Raw genomic sequence first — 17,237 nt, 5'->3', positions numbered from 1 at the left:
AAGTTGCATAAATAATACACCTTAACTAAGCGCAGGACTATTACCTGGCGGTGATACATTCCTTAGCACCCTACGCAAATAAGAATTATTTTCATTTGTTTATGCCATGTGCTATATAACATAGCAAAGGCTATATTCGATGATAAATTAACCACTTTGTTGTGAGGGATACTATGCCGCATCTGCCCCATCTGAAGTCATTTCTCCTTGCCAGCGTGTTAACGGCGCTTACGCTGTCACCTGCCTGGGCGAAAGAAAAGTTCAAAGTGATAACCACCTTTACGGTGATTGCCGATATGGCAAGCAACGTGGCAGGTGACGCGGCGGACGTCAGTTCCATCACCAAACCCGGGGCAGAAATTCACGAATATCAACCCACACCGGGGGATATTAAACGGGCGCAAGGCGCACAGCTTATTCTCTCCAACGGCCTTAATCTCGAACTATGGTTTGCCCGCTTCTACCAAAATTTGTCCGGCGTACCGGAGGTCATGGTCTCAAATGGCGTGCAGCCAATGGGTATCAGCGAAGGGCCGTACAACGGCAAACCGAATCCGCATGCCTGGATGTCAGCGGAGAACGCGCTTATCTACGTGGATAACATTCGCGATGCGCTGATGAAATACGATCCCGACCATGCCGCAACCTACCAGAAAAATGCGGAGAATTATAAAGCGAAAATCCAGCAGACTCTGGCGCCACTGCATGCAGAACTGGCGAAGCTCCCTGCTGATAAACGCTGGCTGGTCACCAGCGAAGGCGCATTCTCTTACCTCGCGCGTGATAACGGCCTGAAAGAGCTGTATCTGTGGCCGATCAATGCCGATCAGCAAGGCACGCCCAAGCAGGTACGCAAAGTGATCGATGCGATCAGAAAACATCAAATCCCTACCGTATTTAGCGAAAGCACCGTGTCCGACAAACCTGCGCGTCAGGTCGCCCGCGAGTCTGGCGCGTATTACGGCGGCGTGCTGTATGTCGATTCGCTCAGCGCTGCCGATGGTCCGGTACCGACCTATCTGGATTTACTGCGCGTGACGACAGAAACCATCGTCAGCGGCATCAACGACGGGTTAAGGAGCCAAAAATGAGTCAATCTGCGATTACCGTGAATCAGGTTACGGTGACGTATCGCAACGGCCACACCGCGCTGCGGGATGCCACTTTTCAGGTTCCGGGCGGCTCAATTGCCGCTCTGGTCGGCGTAAACGGTTCGGGAAAATCAACGCTTTTTAAAGCGCTGATGGGCTTTGTCCGGTTGGCGAAAGGGGAAATATCGATTCTGCAACAACCGGTTAATAAGGCGCTCAAACAAAATCTGATCGCCTATGTCCCCCAGTCAGAAGAGGTGGACTGGTCGTTTCCGGTACTGGTGGAAGATGTAGTGATGATGGGCCGCTTTGGCCATATGGGGTGGCTGCGTCGACCAAAACAGATCGACCACGACTGCGTGGATGCGGCGCTGGCGCGGGTAGATATGCTGGACTATCGCCATCGCCAGATAGGTGAACTGTCCGGCGGGCAGAAAAAACGCGTTTTTCTGGCAAGAGCCATCGCACAGGACGGGCAGGTTATTTTACTGGATGAACCCTTCACCGGCGTGGATGTGAAAACCGAGGCCCGGATCATCGATCTGCTGCGTGAACTGCGTGATGAAGGCCGGACTATGCTGGTCTCTACCCATAATCTGGGATCCGTCACCGAATTTTGCGATTACACGGTGATGATTAAGGGCACGGTGCTGGCAAGTGGGCCAACCGAAACCACCTTTACCCACGAGAATCTCGAACTGGCATTCAGCGGCGTTCTGCGTCACGTCGCGCTAAGCGGCGGTGAACAACACGTGATTACCGATGATGAACGTCCGTTTATTTCGCGACGCGCGGCAAGCGAGGGGGAGTAATCATGAACTGGCTAACGGAGCCGTTTGGCTACCAGTACATGCTCAACGCCATGTGGGTTTCGGCGATGGTCGGCGGCCTGTGCGCATTTCTCTCCTGCTATCTGATGCTCAAAGGCTGGTCGCTGATTGGCGATGCGCTGTCGCACTCGATCGTTCCAGGCGTGGCCGGAGCCTATATGTTAGGGCTTCCCTTTGCGCTGGGCGCATTTCTTTCCGGTGGACTGGCGGCGGGCAGCATGCTGTTTCTCAATCAGCGTTCACGCCTGAAGGAAGATGCCATTATCGGGCTGATTTTTTCGTCCTTTTTCGGTATCGGGCTGTTTATGGTGTCGCTTAATCCGATGTCGGTGAACATCCAGACCATTATTCTGGGTAACATCCTGGCGATTGCGCCGGAAGATATCCTGCAACTGGCGATCATCGGCGTGGTTTCGCTGACCATTCTGTTTTTGAAGTGGAAAGATCTGATGGTGGTCTTTTTTGATGAAAACCACGCGCGGTCTATCGGGCTGAATCCGGGTCGGCTGAAACTGTTGTTTTTTACGTTGCTCTCCGTTTCCACGATCGCCGCACTGCAAACCGTCGGCGCCTTTCTGGTGATTTGCCTGGTGGTTACGCCCGGTGCGACGGCCTGGCTGCTGACCGATCGTTTTCCTCGCCTGCTCACCATCGCCGTGGCACTCGGCAGCCTGACCAGCTTTTTCGGCGCCTGGCTAAGCTACTGGCTGGACGGGGCAACCGGCGGAATTATCGTCGTTCTGCAAACGCTGCTGTTCCTGCTGGCATTTGTCTTCGCACCAAAACACGGTCTGCTGGCGAATCGCCGCCGCGCCCGTCTGGTGAACAAGGAGCAAGTATGATCTTAACAACGCTGCTGGAACCTTTTCAGTTTAGCTTTATGGTTAATGCGCTGGTCATCTCTACCATCGTCGCCGTGCCCTGCGCGCTGCTGTCGGTATTTTTAGTACTCAAAGGCTGGGCGTTGATGGGCGATGCCATGAGTCATGCGGTTTTCCCAGGGATTGTACTGGCGTGGATTGCGGGCATCCCGCTGGCAATTGGCGCGTTTATCGCCGGTCTGTTCTGCGCGGTGGCGACCGGATACCTCGACGATAACAGCCGCATCAAGCGCGACACCATCATGGGTATTGTTTTCTCCGGGATGTTTGGTGCGGGTCTGGTGCTGTACGTCTCTATCCAGTCAGAAGTCCATCTCGATCATATTCTGTTCGGCGACATGCTGGGCGTATCGTTAAGCGATATCATGCAAACCGCGGTTATTACTCTGGGGATCGCGCTTATCATCGGACTTAAATGGAAAGATTTGCTACTGCATGCGTTCGACCCACATCAGGCAAAGGCCAGTGGGCTTAACACCGCACTGCTGCATTACGGCCTGTTGTGCATGATCGCCCTGACGATTGTCGCCACGCTAAAATCGGTAGGGATTATTTTGTCAATTTCATTACTGATTGCACCTGGCGCCATCGCGATTTTAATGACGCGGAAATTTTCCCACGCCTTATGGCTGGCGGTGGCGATGTCGGTCATTACCTCATTTATGGGCGTGTACGTGTCATTTTTCATCGACAGCGCGCCGGCTCCCACCATCGTCGTACTATTTTCCCTGCTGTTTGTGATTACCTTTATTTATGCAACCCTGCGCGATAGGCGTTTAGAGAATCAGCTTCAGCTACAGGATCCGTAAATTATTGGTCAGCTAATGTTCTTGATATTAATATAGCCTCCGCCAGGAGGTTATATTATCGGCAGATTACAGCATCGTGATGATACGTTTAAATAAACGGATTATAGATTACTCTAACGTAAACAACGGTTGTGGCTTGCCAATGTGGTATCCCTGTAACCACCCGACATTCATGTGTTCCAGGTGCATCTGGATTTCGGCACTTTCAACAAACTCGGCGACAACCTGCATACCTTTCATTGCCGCAACCCGGCAGAAAGATTCGATGATATAGCGACTAACCTCACATTTTATAATCCCACGAACGAAAGACCCATCAATCTTCAAAATATCTGCTTCAATGTTCATCAGGCGTTCATAGCTTGCAAACCCGGCACCGAAGTCATCAATCGCGATCCGGCATCCCAATTGACGTAGTAAGCGTAGTGTATCTGCCGCGTGTTCTTTATCTGACAGGGTATCAGCCTCGGTTATCTCAAAAATAATCCGTTGCGGTATCACCACATATTCCTGCAACAACGCAGTTATCTTTGCAACGATACCTGAACGACATAGCGTCACTGGCGCAAGGTTAATGGAAAAACAACTCAGCGGATGGTAGCGCATGTACTTCAGGGTGTTCTCAATAACCCAAAGATCGATATCGGGTGCTAACCCTGTGTCGCGTGCAACCGACAGAAAATAGTCAGGGGAAATAAACTCCCCGTGCTCATTGAGCATGCGGATCAATATCTCATGATAGGATTCATCACCACGAGTACTGACGATAGGCTGGGCCAGCAGGACAAAGGTATTGTGATCTAACGCGTGTTGCAGTGCAGCGCGAACATCCGTTGTATCGGTAGTAGGGTTGCCAAACAGTCGGCTATGCTGTGCCTCAAGGTTTTCCGGCCTGCCGTTGGTCATTGGCGATATGACTTTTGTTATTATTGGAGGGAACATCATATTCATATCAAATTAATAAATAAATACTAATTTATAGATAAAAATGGACATTCCGCGTAGCTGGCATCAGCGGTGAAGAAAAAGACAAAAACCAACATACTGATAATTAACAAAAATCACAAACTCAGTTTTTGCATTATCATTCCAGCTGAGTGCAAAAAAAACACGTCAGATGCTTTTAATGTTAACTTTAACATACAAAAAAAGAGAGTTTCCCTCGCTTCATAATTATTTTTCCGTCACTCACTAACTCCTGCAATACTTTGTGGATAGCACTGCGTGAGATATGATTTCGAGCGAGAATGAATGTATACACAGATGTGTTTTCACGCATCTCAGGCTCCATCGACCAAATATACTTCAGGTGTTCAATAATCAATTCACGGATAGTGCGATGCGATTGCAATTTTTCTCGCTGAAAATAGCGTTGCAGATGTAGCGTTAAAATATCAAATGCATGTTTCCAAAGATTCTTTGCAGTGAACAAAAGTTCGGCATTGGGTGCACTCATCGCCCACATTTCACAATCGGTATCACAACGTAAATAGTGTCCGGCAACTTCCGTACGCATTTGTGGCAAGCCGAGGATGGCCGGTGCAGATATACTTACCATCACCAAATCATTTTCCACACGATGAACAGAGACGGCCCCTTTCTCCAGAAACAAGATATTTCCATCACTCTTCAGATCAATACGCTGGCGTTTTTTGCGTAAGGACAGCCAGGCATTATCTGACTTTTTCATTTCATCACCAACAAGCACTACAGCATTTTCAATATCTTTCTGGAACATGGGACTCTCTACCGCAAATTATGGCTTTGTCAAAACGAGGGTGGAATTTTACTCAACACGAAAAATAAATGTCAGCTCACCAACAAGCTGACATTTATTCCCATCTACATCTACCACCGGCATTCCCTGGTGCCGTTGACGCGTTCAGACTCATGCTGTTTTCGCGTGGTGGCGCCAGGCAGTATATGACGCTGTCCATAAAGAATTAATGGCAATCATCTTTGTCGTTGTTATTTCATCTTTCTGTTCTTTTCAATGTAGCCAAAAAGATACAATGCATTGATTTACATATAGTTTATTTTCATTAAAAAGTTATCCTTGTTGTTATATTATGATAAGAAATTGAAACACTTAGCGGTTCTCGCTGTAGGGTCGGGTCCATACTGGTGGTCTTTATGGGCTAAGTGGTATCATGACTCGCCAACCGCCTGGCGCACCAGCAAGAGTAGAAACATCATGTCTGAGACTGGCAATGTCAGTTATCTGATTGAAAAAATAATAATATTTACGCCAGCTACACAATCGCTGGCGCGGATAGATCAACCCAATCAGCGGATAAAACTCAAACACTCGGCGTCATTATGTCTTTTATTACTTATTCAACATCGTGGGCAAGTGGTTTCCCAAAACGAACTACTGGAATTCGGCTGGGGTAAAAATCACCGCCAGGTGAGCTTCAACGCCTTTTATCAAAGCATTCTCTCTTTGCGCAAAAGTTTGCTGCAGCTGGAACTGGAGCAACCGCTTATCACCACGCTCCCCCGCAAAGGGCTGATCATCCAGGAAGAGTTCAATATTCAGGTGATTGAAACTCCGGAGGAGAGCGTATCTTTTACAGCAGAACCCTTAGTGCCGGATGTCGCCATCGAAGAACTGTCAGATGACACAGCGCGCCAACCTTTGCTCACCACTGCTGAAATGGTAATACTTGCCATTACCCTGATAATTTGTGTGCTTATAATGTATCCGTGGCAAACCAGTGATAACTATTTCTCCGGCTATATCACCGCAGACAACGCCCCCACTGACTGTCAGTATTACTTTAATAATGATGCCAGTAATTTCTCCCGACATACGGCATTTATCAACAAAAATCCTGGGCTGTGTCAGAGCCATAAATTTATCTATATCACCACCTACCCTGAATCCAAGAAATTATCCGTGCTTGTATGTCGCTCACCGATGAAAAACAGGCAGGAAAACGCCTGTCAGTCGGTTTATTACCCACGGTATGATAGCTAATGAGTTTTTATTCCCGAACGCCCCGCATCCAGACAGGTATTATCCTGCTGCTTTGTTTTGCTGCGCTAATTGTTACCGCCGTCTACCGGTACAGTAAAAACAATGGTCAGTTACATAATCTGACCTGTCGGTCTGCCATCGAGATTGTACGCAATACAAGCTCATTCCGAGGGATCATTGATATCAAAACCGGCGGCAGCAAAGGTATTGTGAATATTGATGGCATTATCAAAGATGCCGAAAATAATGAGCAGACCGTGCAACGCATGGTACTTTTTACACAATCCAGCTACGGCTCAAGCCCGGTTTGGATTTCGCAGAAAATCCAAATATCCAATCGCGAAACAGCACCCGCCAGTCTCATTCAGGAACTCCTCCCTGACTTCTTCCTGACCAACACCAGCGTATCCAATGTCGATTTTTTTGCGCTGAATAGAGAGACGTATTTGATTACCAAAGAGGGGATCCCCTATCTGTACTGCCAGAATTATGCGTTGCCGGAAAATGAATAATCAATAAGCGAAGATTAAAAAAGAGCAAAAACGATTTGAAAGAGTCACTTGATACGGGCATCACGAACTACACGCCCAAGATGCCTTGGTGTGTTAATGCTGATTCATAAAGATTATTTTCTCTCATAATATAAAAACCCTATTCTAACCTACACTACCATAACTCGCTGATTATGCGAACATTGTTACCCTGCTCGTCCAGCGTTATAACTTTCTGGTTTTCCAATAATCCCTTCCCTCTCTGACCGCCAGTAATAAATGTCACCGACAGTTGTATATTGATGCAACGATGATTTTATAGCTCGGGCGACTTTTCAGGCGCAGAGTTAGTGGTGAAATTTGACGGTGTGCCAAGCTGATATTCTGCAATGCGGCACAATCATCCGGTCAGACAGGTATTGAGCATGTTCATAACCCGCTTGATTGCCCTGCCCGGGAGTCCACTTTAGCCCAGGGCCGACACAGTAATTGTATCTAACACGTTTATTTTATTAAGTTTTTGATAACAATTAGTTAATTAATTTATTCATTCGCCTATTCCGCTGTTCTGCAAAAACGTCATTTGCAGCTTTTGTCCATCATCTAACCAGTAATTACTTTCTTAACGCTAGCCTCTTCACCCCCTCGCTCATGATATAAATTTATAAACAACATTAAAAATAGCGTTTTAATCTTAAAAAAAAAATTTAATCGATATTTACATTTACCGAATATTCAAACAATGGTCTTATATTCCAACCTTACAGCGTGACGCGAAATGTTGTTCTGCAACCTAATGCGCCACTCCAGAGAAGGTGAAATGAATCATCAACATCTGTTCAGATGCCAGGGATGATGTAGCGCGAACCAGGGAGCAGGGAAAAAGTTTCACGCTACTGACAAAAGTAAATTTGATTATGAAAATGGGATATACACAAATGTTTAACAAAACATTCATCGTAGCGGCATTGATGGTTTCCGGCTCTGCATTTGCAGCTGAATCAACCGGCGTAGCGGGTGGCACTATTACCTTTAACGGTTCAGTGTCCGATACCACCTGTAACGTGGTGACCAATAACGGTTCAGACTTCACGGTAAACCTTTCCCCTATTGCTGTGGGTGATATGGGCACCACCGCCGGTGTTGTTAAAACCAACGCCAAAGACTTCACCATGAATCTGAAAAACTGCTCTGCGGCATCGGACGAAGCTAAAACGCTTAAAATCACTTTCAGCAGCAGCAACCTGTCGGATGACGCTAAATACCTGAAAAACTACAGCGACAATGGCGCCGAGGGTGTGGGTATTGCGCTAACCAAAGACGGTAACACTGCCGTACCGTTTGATACCGCTTTCGATACTGGTCTGAGTTCCGCTGACGCTGCCACCGAAGATGGCGTCACACTGACCATGTATGCCAACTACTACAACTACGGTGGCGCGGCCGTAACAACCGGTAAAGTAGTTACTGACGCAACTTATTCCTTCAGCTACGACTAACTCATTCAGCCGGGGTCTCCCCGGCTCTCCTCTACGACATTATGAAAACTCTGATATTTTTTCTTGCGGCTACGTTCATTTCCATGAATGCCAGCGCAAGCGTTGTGATCAACGAAACGCGTGTTATTTATCCGGCCAGCGCCAAATTTGTGTCGGTGCAACTGGTAAACGACAGCGAACAAACCCATCTGGTGCAGTCCTGGATTGACGAGGGCGATGCTTCCGCCGCGCCGGAGAAAGTCAAAGTGCCGTTTTCTCTGCTGCCTCCGGTCGTAAAAATGAGCGGACACGCCGGACAGGCTCTGAAAATCTCGGCGATGAACACCCATTCGCTGCCAAAAGACCGTGAAAGTGTGTTCTGGCTTAACGTTCTGGATGTCCCTCCTGTCCCTGAAGGGAGTGGAGATAGCTACCTACAAGTGGCCATTCGCAATCGTATAAAATTGTTCTATCGTCCGGATCAACTGAGCGATCTCGACAGCAGCGTGGCGGAGAAAATTACCGTTTCGACTTCTGGCGGTCAAACCTGCCTGAAGAATAATTCGCCATATTACATGACCATCCCTCAGGTCGTGACCTGGCAGGGGGGCGAGCTAAAGCAAAGCCGAAAAGATAATTTACTGGCTGAGACTGCGTTTATACCGCCGTTTGGCTGCGCGCTGGTATCCAGCAAAATTCAGTCCGGTGGGCAATATCGCCTTACCTGGCTTGATGATTATGGCGCAAAGAGATTCAGCACTATCCACTGATATCCCAGATAAATGACTCCAGGTTCAATTCTGATGAAAAACAGTTCTCTGTTTCGTATAAGTTTGCTAGTTCACTCTGTCAGCCTCGCGATATTTTCATACGGCGCGTTGGCGGAGGATTTTAATAGCAGCCTGCTGGTAGGTAATTCAGCAGATATGGACTGGAGTAATTCTCGGCTGGTTATGACGCCGGGGGCTTATGATTTGGATGTTTATGTGAATAACGTCTGGCGCGGGAAATTTAATATTTCCGTCGCTAATGACGATAAAGGTACTCTGCTTATTAATAAAGACGACGCATCTCTACTGGATATTCAGGGGCTGGATGATATTGTAAATAAAAGCACCGCTGAAAAGCTCGACGTTAATACCCTGCTACACGGAGGGAAAAGCGCCCTGATACCCGGCACACTGCGTCTGGATTTAGAAGTACCTCAGGCTTTCGTAAAAGAATATAGCCGTAACTGGGTGTCACCGCAAAAATGGGATCAGGGAATTAATGGCCTGTATACCAATTACAATTTCAACTATTACAATTTTCACGGCCTGCAGAATGGCTATAGTGACAGCGATAATCTGTATTTATCGCTGAACAGCGGACTAAACATGTATGGCTGGCATTTTCTCGATAGCTCATCGTGGATGCGCTACAGCGCAATGAACAAAGGTAGCTGGATAAATACCACGCGTTTTGTTGAAAAACCAATTGCGGCAATCGATTCGGTACTGCGCATTGGTCGAAGCTATACGACGTCTGATTATTTTGACACGGTCCGTTTTCGTGGGGTGACACTGAATAAAAGTCGTCAGATGTTACCGGACAGCGAAAACGTTTATATGCCAGTGATCGAAGGTGTTGCAACCAGTTCAGCGGTGGTCAGTATCTCCCAGGATGGTCATATCATCCACCAGATCAATGTCCCACCAGGCCCCTTTGCCATCCGCGATCTGATGCCTACCGGCTCACGCAGCGATTTATCCGTCGAGGTAAAAAACACCGGCGGCAACATTGAGCGCTTCATTGTGCCATTCTCCTCGATCCCGGATATGCAGCGCCCCGGCAGCAGCGACTATCAGATTAACGTCGGGGCGGTGGACATGCGCAACGTCGACGATAGCAGCCATTTTACCCAGGTGAGCTATTCACGTGGGGTGAATAACTACCTCACCGCGTCAGCGGGCGGGATCTGGAGCCAGAATTATCAGTCTCTGCTTCTGGGAGGAGCGGTTTCCATCCCCTACGCTGGGTCACTCTCGGCTTCCGTGGAGGAGTCGCAGTATCGTCTGCCTGGCGATAGCCGTCGCCACGGAGAAAAATACGCGCTGTCCTGGAGTAAATACTTCCCGACCCGCACCAATATTTCGCTGGCTTCGTATTATTACCGTACTCAGGATTACGCTTCTTTTAGCGATTATATCCTGACCAAATCCAATATTAAGGATTATGGCGGAACGGGCACCTCAACGATCAACAGCAAACAAGCCTTTAGCGCCAATATTAATCAGCCGCTGGGGGAACAATTTGGAAGACTGTCGCTTTCAGCCTACTGGCGCGATTACTGGCGCGGTCAGAAAAGTAGCCGTCAGTACAACCTGACCTGGAGCAATGCCAGTCACGGCGTCAACTACTCGGTTTCGCTGCGCCGCTCGGAGGTTACGCAGTCCTATTACGACTATGAAACCAATTATGAAGGCGACCTGGTGAGCGCGTTGCGTTCACGCGGTAAGACGGAAAACAACCTCTATTTTTCTGTCACGATACCGATGTCGATATTCGGCAGCGGCGGCAGCCTGTCTTCTCATGCCAGCGTGCAGAACGGCAAATATTCCTCTTCTGACGTCAGCATGAGCGGGAATATGCATGATGTTGACTACAGCCTGATGCTTAGCCACGACAGTGACAACGATTCGCGAGCAGCCGATCTCTACACCAGCTGGAAAAATGACTATACCAGCATGAACAGCGGCGCGACGCTGGCCCGTGAATATCGCCAGCTAAGCCTGGGTGCCAGCGGCAATCTGCTGGCATGGAAGGGTGGGCTGCTGGCGTCTCCTCATAACGGACGTAATTTTGTCATTATTGAAGCGCCAGGAGTGGTGAACGCGGTCGTTAACGGCGATACCTCCGCACACACCAACAGCAAAGGTATCGCCCTCATCACCAGCGCGACACCGTACCGACAGAATAATTTCCATCTGGAGCAGGATGGAACCCAAAAAAGCGACGTCGACCTTGAAGGTAATTTACTCAATGTGGCGCCGTACGAAGGCAGTATCAGCTGGCTGAAGTACAAAACTGACACGCGCAGACTCTTCACTTTTGATGTGCAAACCGCTGAAGGGGGTCAGTTGCCGTTTGGCGCGGTTGTCAGCGGTGCCGGGAATGAAGAAGTCGGCTATGTCGCACAGGGGAGTCAGATTTTTATTAAGTCAGAGACGCTTCCCGCCAGCCTGAAGGTGAATATCAGCAAAGGTAAGACTAAAAAATTCTGCACTATTTCCCAGCCTGCAGAGCATGCTGAAAATATTTGTCGCTAACTCAGTTTACTCAGCTAACAGAATCAATCATGAAAAAATTATTTTATTTTATGGTTACGGCCATAATACTGACCGCAATCCCAATATTATCTGCACAAGCACAGTCGCAGGCTCAGTCTCGCGGTGTAACAGGCGATACCTGCCGTAATTCCGGTATACTTTTTACCAGCGTCGCAGAATCGGATAAGTCGCTAAATCTTTCATCGGCTTTCGTGAATTCAAACGTCGTTGAATATTCCTATACCACCAGTTGGTCGGGTAGTATGACCTGTACTTACGGGAATATTGGGATCGGTGGTCTGGCGCAAGACCACTTATATTATTTTACCGGTTTCAACGGTTCTCCTGTTTATTTGAATTTCAACAGTGCGGATGGTGAAAGTAGCTACTGGATAAAATTAACGTCCACCATTAGTGGCGATACCAAAGTGACTGTCAGCGGTATCGTGGGCATTCACTCTCTGTCATATCAGACACAATATACGCTGCGAGCAGAATTAATGTCGGCTCCGCCTGTGGGCATGGAAAGCTATACCAAAACCACAACCAGCGGCGCACTGTCGGTCATACCTGCGGTGATGAGCGGTACCGGAAGCGGCTCCAGCTCACCGTTCCTTTCCAGCAAAACATATGCTTATCGCGCCTGGTCCAATATGATGTCTGAAACCGCACGCAAAAGCTGGAATACCGATTATTTTATTGCTTATGAGAAGCTGACGGTTCAGTTTGAGCCAAAAGAAACAACCTGCAATATGACGCGGGACATGAGCGTGAAATTACCCCCCGCTCCGTTTAGCGTCCTGAAAAAAAATGGAAAGGCAGCTGGTGCCGATTTCACGATCCCGCTGAAGTGCGGCAACCTGGCCGGAATTAAAACGTCTACCCGCAATGTTAAGGCCTGGTTATCCAGCAATGATTTAGTCAGTTCGGATACCAGCTACCAGATAATGGTCAACGATGAAACCACGGCGGGAGGGGTAGGTATTGCCATTCGTAGCCGGATGTTTATGGGTGACTATGATGAGGTGCAAATATCCAGTAGCAATAATATGGAACATGCCTCACAAATATTAGATATCGCTAAAGATGATGATATAAGCAATACGCAATACATTTATCTTCATGCTTATTACAAAGTTTATAACGCATCAGCATTATCAACCGGTAGCGTGGTGGCGACTGCGCAGATAATGTTTGGCTACGATTAACCCCCCTATTTTACTGTGGCCCAGACGGGCTACAGTAAGTTTTTAATTTAATTCTCTTAAAGGATTTTATGAAAATATCTGTTCAAACCGTGCTTGATCTTCTGCACAGCATTATGCACCCGCTTTCTCCTGAACTGGTGCATCATTTGCAACGCACGGGTCTCATTTGCTGGTATCTCGGGAATCGAGCCGGTTTTGACAGTGCAGCCATCAATAACGCCTGGCTTGCGGGTATGTTGCACAATATCGGGGCGCTGAGCAAAGTGCATCCCTTCAGTGGCGCCCATGGTAAAGCCTTTATTGAAGAGCATGGACGGCTTGGCGCCTCAATGATGTCCGGCGTACGTTTTTTACAGCCAGTGACCGCAATTCTTGAAACGCGCCACGCGGATGCCTTGGGTTACACGCAGAATACAATGCTGAATACCTGGCATCTGGTGCATCTGGCCGATGAGTTTGAGCTGTGGCTGCGCGGGATTGAAGGTGACTATGTGGCCCAACGGCATAATATTGTTTCCGGTTTTCTGGCCAGTAGCCCACTATGGCCATCGTGCCTGGTCGAGGCGCTACAGGATGCCAGCCATGAGGATGGCTTCTGGTTTCGCCTGAGTTCGCCCTCATTACAACAGGTGCTGCGTGTTATCAGCCCGCTCAATGATGTGGTGCTGGATCACCATGATTTTCTGGAGGTCTGCCTGCTGATTTCGAATATCGTCGATAAATACAGCAGCTTTACGCAGACTCACAGTACCAGCGTGGCTCACGTGGCGGCGAAGCTTGCGGAGCTGTACGGCTGCGATCGCTACACCCAGGATAAAATCCGCATCGCGGGGTACCTGCACGATATTGGCAAGCTGGGTATTCCACTGGAAATCCTCGAGAAGCAGGGAAAGCTGGAGCCGGACGAGTATGCGCAAATGAAGCGCCATAGCTATAAGACGCTGGAGATGCTACACCCTATTGAAGAGCTGGGTGAAATCGTACACTGGGCGGCAAGACATCATGAACGCCTCGACGGCAGCGGCTACCCTTTTCGTCTGGGTGCGGCTGCGCTGGATATCCCTTCGCGTATTATTGCTGTGGCTGATGTTTTCACCGCGATGACCGAGAACCGCCCCTATCGTCAGGGGATGTCCAGCGAAAAAGCATTGATTATTCTCGAGGAAGAGGCGTCAAATTTTCGTCTGGATCGGGACATTGTCGATCTGCTAAGCCATAATATTGCAGTGCTCAGACCTTTGGTTGCGATGTACTAAGCCAGGCATAACCCGAAATCGCAGCCGCGCAGAATGCATATTGTATAAATTTACCGAAAGAAAACGCGAATGAAATATTTGATAGCCAATAGAGTCATTTACGATAGCGAGAGCGGGGAACTTGTGGTCAAGGAACCCGGAAACGAGCAAAGTAAAAGGCTAACAAATACCGCTAACCGTATTCTTTCGTTACTGATTGCGTCGCCAGGCCGGGTACTTGAACGTGATTATCTTCTGGATAAAGTCTGGGAGGAAGCGGGCCATCCGGGTTCCAGTTCATCGCTGAGCCAGTACATTAGTATCCTCAGAAAAACATTAACATCCTTAATATTCATTGAGGAAATTATTGTAGCCGTACCCAAGGTGGGCTTTTACTTCTCACCGGAAATCGCCGTTGAACTGCAGAATGATGAAGAAATGGTGAGTACCACACCTCTTCCGGTATCCCTGCGTAAGGCGGCAACGAAGGATAAAAAAAACCTCTGGCTGATTGCGGCTATCGCGTTTTTGCTGCTGGCCAACCTTTGGATACTCAGCCAGAAACAGGGTTCACCGCGTTTTGCAGCCGAATACCGTATTGGTGAAATCGGGAACTGCAAATTTACTGCCTATGAAGATTTATCGGAGGAAGTTGACCCTCAGGTCATGAATATTATCCGTCAGCTACAGCCTGAACTTGAGCTAAAGTGCGCCCAGAAACCCGCGCAGATTATGGTTTATTTTCAACCCAGTGTTCTTTACGGTAGTCATGGTCGGTTTTTCTACTCTTATTGTCCAACAGATAAGGCAACAGCAAAAATTGTCTATTGTGAGAACTATTATGCTTTTAACTGGAAATTAAAATGAAGCTGATGACAACCTTAGTGCTGGCAGTGGTCGCGTTGATTTGTCTGTTAACATGGCAACTAAGCCTGCGATCGGGTGTTTATTTTGACAAACGCTGCTTTGCGAATATCACCTATGTTGACGCTTCAGATCACGCTCTCTTATTCAAAGGAAATATCACGTTTGAATTTAACAAGAACGAAACGGGCGTATTTAATCTTTCCGGCAACATTGACTATCAGGGGCGTCAATATCGATTGTCGCGTTATATAACATTTACCTATCATAACGTCAGTGGCAACCAGTATCGTATGAATACGACGACAAAAGATATCATGGCTCACGATAATGTGCCGGAAGACATTACCCTGCTGACAACAAAAATATTTGGGATGGAAGGGGAATACGTTATCTCCTTAGACAAAAAAGACAATAACTATATTACGATTGCAAATACCTTATCACCCTTAATGAACTGTGTGATTCAATAACAGGGATAGTGTTATACATTCACTATGAAAAGAAATAATTGTGTCAATTGTGAAGAGTGCGGTTTTGCAGAACTGTGCTCCGCCTATCTGTTCAGGCAGAAAGATCCATTGTTTATCCGCAATCTGGAGACAAAAAAGAAGATTGCCAGAGGTGAATATATTTATCGTCGGGGAGAGAAAATAGACGCGCTATATGCCCTACGTAGCGGGGCCGCTAAGGTTTACGATACGCGCGGGCAGCTGATGGGGATCGTTTTGCCAGGACAGGTGATGGGCGTGGAGGAGCTGCACATCGGTTACAGTCAGCAGGATATTCAAGCCGCAACGGAAATAGAAGTTTGCGTACTGAGAAGCGATCATTTCTACGAAATGAGCCAGCTGATGCCAGGATTTACAGATTTTATTGTCAGGATCCTGTCACGTTCGGCGCAGGAAAAACAGCAATTTATTTCAGTATTGACCAAAAGTGATACCTTGCAGAAGGTTCAATATTTCCTGCAACTGTTGTCTCGCACTTATAAAGAGTATGGCTTTGAGCATCTCAACCTTGAGTTACCGATCAGTAAGAAAGAACTGGCCCAGGTTCTGGGCATTTCGATATCCACCTTGTCGCGTGCCCTGGATAGCCTGAAGGATCAGGGGATTATTTCCATGCTAAATAAAAAAGAGATAACGCTAATGATGTCAGACAAAAAATAGCGTCTGAATGAGGATCTTCTTGTAATTTCTTAGTTTCATCTCAAAAAATCAGTAAATCATTTATTGTCCAGTGTATCCCTTTGAGGAAAGCACCGGACTCATTTTTCTTAAAAACAAAGAGTTAAGGTTTTTCCCAATGTCGTTTGTCGTATTCTCTGATGATATTTTTTTTACCCGGTCTGCGGGAGGGCTGATGCCAATAGATAGCCTGCGCGAAGAGAACTTATGTATTATTGATATTGAATCTTTCTTCAGCTTACATGATATTAAACATCGTATTTGCAATGAACTGACCGACAGCTATTCTATCATTTTTGTAAAAGGCCGTGGAATGTTATCAAAGGTGCTTTCATCACTGGAGGGTATCTCCAGAACCGCCTCTGTAACGGAGTTTATCCAGTATATTAATGAAGGCCGAAGATATACTGTCTATCATATACTCACCATAATTGATTCTTTGCGGGAGCTACGTAACCTTACCCATACCGAGATTTCCGTAGCCTGTGCGTTACGCCGACAAATAAATATTACTGCCACATCCCAACTTCTGCACTGCTCAACGAAAGCAGTGTATCAGCGGGTATCAGCCTTGGCTCAGAAAATGAACCTCAGATACGGTACCCAAATCCAGTATTTCTTGTACCGCGAATATACCATTGAGGAACTCCAGCAGATAAATTGCATGAAACATCGTCCTGATACCGGTGTATTCCAGAATAATGGATCGACCCCACATCTGTAAGCAGATTCGATCCTCACGACGAGGCCTGTCTAATGGCCTCCCGACTGAGGTATCGCCCCGGTTGTCGTACAGGTTGAATCACTACGGATTTAACAAACACCTCAGAGTCATTTATGGACTTATCTTTGTCGCCAGGCTTCATCATTTC

Annotated in this window: 17 protein-coding genes; 15 read left to right on the top strand and 2 right to left on the bottom strand. The window is 47.5% G+C overall.

Annotated elements, in window-relative coordinates; translation table 11 throughout:
- Positions 1-173 precede the first annotated feature (173 nt).
- Genes GFC06_RS09615 through sitD form a run of 4 tightly spaced genes read left to right on the top strand, consistent with a single transcriptional unit; the run spans position 174 to position 3,611 of the window.
- The gene (locus tag GFC06_RS09615) at positions 174-1,091 is read left to right on the top strand and encodes a metal ABC transporter substrate-binding protein (RefSeq protein WP_019077550.1); all 918 of its coding nucleotides are present in this window, start codon (positions 174-176) and stop codon (positions 1,089-1,091) included.
- A complete protein-coding gene (gene sitB, locus GFC06_RS09610; protein ID WP_019077551.1) occupies positions 1,088-1,903 on the top strand; it encodes an iron/manganese ABC transporter ATP-binding protein SitB in 816 nt (271 codons plus the stop codon). The genes GFC06_RS09615 and sitB overlap by 4 nt, the downstream gene beginning before the upstream one ends.
- A gap of 2 nt (positions 1,904-1,905) precedes the next feature.
- Complete coding sequence (gene sitC / locus GFC06_RS09605) at positions 1,906-2,763, top strand: iron/manganese ABC transporter permease subunit SitC (protein ID WP_016154199.1); 858 nt, start codon at positions 1,906-1,908, stop codon at positions 2,761-2,763.
- Entirely contained in the window at positions 2,760-3,611 is an 852-nt protein-coding gene (gene sitD / locus GFC06_RS09600; RefSeq protein ID WP_049282629.1) for an iron/manganese ABC transporter permease subunit SitD, read from the top strand. Before sitC ends, sitD begins: the two co-directional genes overlap by 4 nt.
- A gap of 108 nt (positions 3,612-3,719) precedes the next feature.
- Here sitD and GFC06_RS09595 read toward each other — a convergent pair whose 3' ends face one another.
- Both GFC06_RS09595 and GFC06_RS09590 read right to left on the bottom strand, forming a co-directional pair.
- Positions 3,720-4,517 (bottom strand): EAL domain-containing protein, encoded by a 798-nt coding sequence (locus GFC06_RS09595; protein ID WP_153690094.1) that lies wholly within the window; start codon positions 4,515-4,517, stop codon positions 3,720-3,722.
- 229 nt (positions 4,518-4,746) lie between these two features.
- A complete protein-coding gene (locus GFC06_RS09590) occupies positions 4,747-5,349 on the bottom strand; it encodes a helix-turn-helix domain-containing protein (RefSeq protein ID WP_016154202.1) in 603 nt (200 codons plus the stop codon).
- Positions 5,350-5,691: 342 nt separating this feature from the next.
- Here GFC06_RS09590 and GFC06_RS09585 point away from each other — a divergent pair, with 342 nt between their 5' ends.
- From GFC06_RS09585 to GFC06_RS09535, 11 genes are all read left to right on the top strand, one after another.
- Positions 5,692-6,591, top strand: a complete 900-nt coding sequence (locus tag GFC06_RS09585) for a winged helix-turn-helix domain-containing protein (protein WP_228522552.1) — start codon at positions 5,692-5,694, stop codon at positions 6,589-6,591.
- Entirely contained in the window at positions 6,591-7,103 is a 513-nt protein-coding gene (locus GFC06_RS09580) for a hypothetical protein (protein ID WP_153690093.1), read from the top strand. The genes GFC06_RS09585 and GFC06_RS09580 overlap by 1 nt, the downstream gene beginning before the upstream one ends.
- 917 nt (positions 7,104-8,020) lie before the next feature.
- Complete coding sequence (locus GFC06_RS09575; RefSeq protein WP_047414269.1) at positions 8,021-8,581, top strand: fimbrial protein; 561 nt, start codon at positions 8,021-8,023, stop codon at positions 8,579-8,581.
- Positions 8,582-8,622: 41 nt separating this feature from the next.
- On the top strand, positions 8,623-9,330 hold the full coding sequence (locus GFC06_RS09570; protein ID WP_153690092.1) for a fimbrial biogenesis chaperone: 708 nt from the start codon (positions 8,623-8,625) through the stop codon (positions 9,328-9,330).
- Positions 9,331-9,363: 33 nt separating this feature from the next.
- The gene (locus GFC06_RS09565) at positions 9,364-11,868 is read left to right on the top strand and encodes a fimbria/pilus outer membrane usher protein (RefSeq protein ID WP_103928523.1); all 2,505 of its coding nucleotides are present in this window, start codon (positions 9,364-9,366) and stop codon (positions 11,866-11,868) included.
- 29 nt (positions 11,869-11,897) lie between these two features.
- Positions 11,898-13,076, top strand: a complete 1,179-nt coding sequence (locus GFC06_RS09560) for a fimbrial protein (RefSeq protein WP_153690091.1) — start codon at positions 11,898-11,900, stop codon at positions 13,074-13,076.
- Positions 13,077-13,144: 68 nt separating this feature from the next.
- On the top strand, positions 13,145-14,332 hold the full coding sequence (locus tag GFC06_RS09555; RefSeq protein WP_047414275.1) for an HD-GYP domain-containing protein: 1,188 nt from the start codon (positions 13,145-13,147) through the stop codon (positions 14,330-14,332).
- Positions 14,333-14,401: 69 nt separating this feature from the next.
- Positions 14,402-15,178 (top strand): winged helix-turn-helix domain-containing protein, encoded by a 777-nt coding sequence (locus GFC06_RS09550; RefSeq protein ID WP_103766742.1) that lies wholly within the window; start codon positions 14,402-14,404, stop codon positions 15,176-15,178.
- The gene (locus tag GFC06_RS09545) at positions 15,175-15,648 is read left to right on the top strand and encodes a hypothetical protein (RefSeq protein WP_047414279.1); all 474 of its coding nucleotides are present in this window, start codon (positions 15,175-15,177) and stop codon (positions 15,646-15,648) included. Before GFC06_RS09550 ends, GFC06_RS09545 begins: the two co-directional genes overlap by 4 nt.
- 24 nt (positions 15,649-15,672) lie before the next feature.
- Positions 15,673-16,347 carry a Crp/Fnr family transcriptional regulator gene (locus GFC06_RS09540; protein ID WP_103766741.1) on the top strand — a complete coding sequence of 225 codons (675 nt, stop codon included), beginning with the start codon at positions 15,673-15,675 and terminating at the stop codon, positions 16,345-16,347.
- Between the two features lie 136 nt (positions 16,348-16,483).
- Entirely contained in the window at positions 16,484-17,089 is a 606-nt protein-coding gene (locus GFC06_RS09535; RefSeq protein ID WP_047499418.1) for a hypothetical protein, read from the top strand.
- Positions 17,090-17,237: the final 148 nt, after the last annotated feature.

The organism is Citrobacter braakii, assembly GCF_009648935.1.
GTDB classification, from domain to species: Bacteria; Pseudomonadota; Gammaproteobacteria; order Enterobacterales; family Enterobacteriaceae; genus Citrobacter; species Citrobacter braakii.
Note: the sequence above shows the minus strand (reverse complement) of the source record. Positions and strands in the feature narration are given on the sequence as shown.

Excerpts from the sequence above, each read along its gene's own strand:
- GFC06_RS09615 (WP_019077550.1), top strand. The coding sequence starts at position 174 with ATGCCGCATCTGCCCCATCTGAAGTCATTTCTCCTTGCCAGCGTGTTA.
- sitB (WP_019077551.1), top strand. The coding sequence starts at position 1,088 with ATGAGTCAATCTGCGATTACCGTGAATCAGGTTACGGTGACGTATCGC.
- sitC (WP_016154199.1), top strand. The coding sequence starts at position 1,906 with ATGAACTGGCTAACGGAGCCGTTTGGCTACCAGTACATGCTCAACGCC.
- sitD (WP_049282629.1), top strand. The coding sequence starts at position 2,760 with ATGATCTTAACAACGCTGCTGGAACCTTTTCAGTTTAGCTTTATGGTT.
- GFC06_RS09595 (WP_153690094.1), bottom strand. The coding sequence starts at position 4,517 with ATGACCAACGGCAGGCCGGAAAACCTTGAGGCACAGCATAGCCGACTG.
- GFC06_RS09590 (WP_016154202.1), bottom strand. The coding sequence starts at position 5,349 with ATGTTCCAGAAAGATATTGAAAATGCTGTAGTGCTTGTTGGTGATGAA.
- GFC06_RS09580 (WP_153690093.1), top strand. The coding sequence starts at position 6,591 with ATGAGTTTTTATTCCCGAACGCCCCGCATCCAGACAGGTATTATCCTG.
- GFC06_RS09575 (WP_047414269.1), top strand. The coding sequence starts at position 8,021 with ATGTTTAACAAAACATTCATCGTAGCGGCATTGATGGTTTCCGGCTCT.
- GFC06_RS09570 (WP_153690092.1), top strand. The coding sequence starts at position 8,623 with ATGAAAACTCTGATATTTTTTCTTGCGGCTACGTTCATTTCCATGAAT.
- GFC06_RS09565 (WP_103928523.1), top strand. The coding sequence starts at position 9,364 with ATGAAAAACAGTTCTCTGTTTCGTATAAGTTTGCTAGTTCACTCTGTC.
- GFC06_RS09560 (WP_153690091.1), top strand. The coding sequence starts at position 11,898 with ATGAAAAAATTATTTTATTTTATGGTTACGGCCATAATACTGACCGCA.
- GFC06_RS09555 (WP_047414275.1), top strand. The coding sequence starts at position 13,145 with ATGAAAATATCTGTTCAAACCGTGCTTGATCTTCTGCACAGCATTATG.
- GFC06_RS09550 (WP_103766742.1), top strand. The coding sequence starts at position 14,402 with ATGAAATATTTGATAGCCAATAGAGTCATTTACGATAGCGAGAGCGGG.
- GFC06_RS09545 (WP_047414279.1), top strand. The coding sequence starts at position 15,175 with ATGAAGCTGATGACAACCTTAGTGCTGGCAGTGGTCGCGTTGATTTGT.
- GFC06_RS09540 (WP_103766741.1), top strand. The coding sequence starts at position 15,673 with ATGAAAAGAAATAATTGTGTCAATTGTGAAGAGTGCGGTTTTGCAGAA.
- GFC06_RS09535 (WP_047499418.1), top strand. The coding sequence starts at position 16,484 with ATGTCGTTTGTCGTATTCTCTGATGATATTTTTTTTACCCGGTCTGCG.